The following is a 1,414-nucleotide window of genomic DNA, read 5'->3' on the forward strand; positions in this document are numbered from 1 at the left end:
TAAACCACTTTGGCGTTGTATGGTTAAGCCTCACGGGTAATTAGTACGAGTTAGCTTAATGCCTCACAGCACTTCCACATCTCGCCTATCAACGTTGTAGTCTTCAACGGCCCTTCAGTTGACTCTAAGTCAAAGTGAGAACTCATCTCGAGGCCTGCTTCCCGCTTAGATGCTTTCAGCGGTTATCAGTTCCGAACGTAGCTACCGGGCAATGCAATTGGCATCACAACCCGAACACCAGCGGTTCGTCCACTCCGGTCCTCTCGTACTAGGAGCAGCCCCTCTCAATTCTCAAACGCCCACGGCAGATAGGGACCGAACTGTCTCACGACGTTCTAAACCCAGCTCGCGTACCACTTTAAATGGCGAACAGCCATACCCTTGGGACCGACTTCAGCCCCAGGATGTGATGAGCCGACATCGAGGTGCCAAACACCGCCGTCGATATGAACTCTTGGGCGGTATCAGCCTGTTATCCCCGGAGTACCTTTTATCCGTTGAGCGATGGCCCTTCCATTCAGAACCACCGGATCACTATGACCTACTTTCGTACCTGCTCGACGTGTCTGTCTCGCAGTTAAGCTTGCTTCTACCATTACACTAACCGTACGATGTCCGACCGTACTTAGCAAACCTTCGTGCTCCTCCGTTACTCTTTGGGAGGAGACCGCCCCAGTCAAACTACCCACCAGGCACTGTCCTCAACCCCGATTCAGGGGCCTAAGTTAGAACATCAACACTACAAGGGTGGTATTTCAAGGTCGGCTCCACAGAAACTAGCGTCTCTGCTTCAAAGCCTCCCACCTATCCTACACATGTAGGGTCAATGTTCAGTGCCAAGCTGTAGTAAAGGTTCACGGGGTCTTTCCGTCTAGCCGCGGGTACACAGCATCTTCACTGCGATTTCAATTTCACTGAGTCTCGGGTGGAGACAGCGTGGCCATGGTTACACCATTCGTGCAGGTCGGAACTTACCCGACAAGGAATTTCGCTACCTTAGGACCGTTATAGTTACGGCCGCCGTTTACCGGGGCTTCGATCAAGAGCTTCGCCTAAGCTAACCCCATCAATTAACCTTCCGGCACCGGGCAGGTGTCACACCGTATACGTCATCTTACGATTTTGCACAGTGCTGTGTTTTTAATAAACAGTCCCAGCCACCTGGTCACTGCGGCTCTCGTTTGCTTACAGAGCAAGTCCTTCACAAACAAGAGCGTACCTTCTCCCGAAGTTACGGTACAATTTTGCCTAGTTCCTTCACCCGAGTTCTCTCAAGCGCCTTAGTATTCTCTACCTGACCACCTGTGTCGGTTTAGGGTACGATTCAGTATGAACTGAAGCTTAGAGGCTTTTCCTGGAAGTAGGGCATCAACAACTTCACCACCTTAGTGGCTCGTCTCGACTCTCAGCCTTA

1 rRNA gene (cut by a window edge) is annotated in these 1,414 nt (G+C 51.4%); it reads right to left on the reverse strand.

The features are described 5' to 3' along the window. Nucleotides 1–19 precede the first annotated feature (19 nt). A 23S ribosomal RNA gene (locus NO992_RS23255) occupies nucleotides 20–1,414 on the reverse strand; it runs 1,588 nt beyond the window's last position.

The organism is Pseudoalteromonas sp. DY56-GL79, assembly GCF_041414765.1.
GTDB lineage: Bacteria > Pseudomonadota > Gammaproteobacteria > Enterobacterales > Alteromonadaceae > Pseudoalteromonas > Pseudoalteromonas piscicida.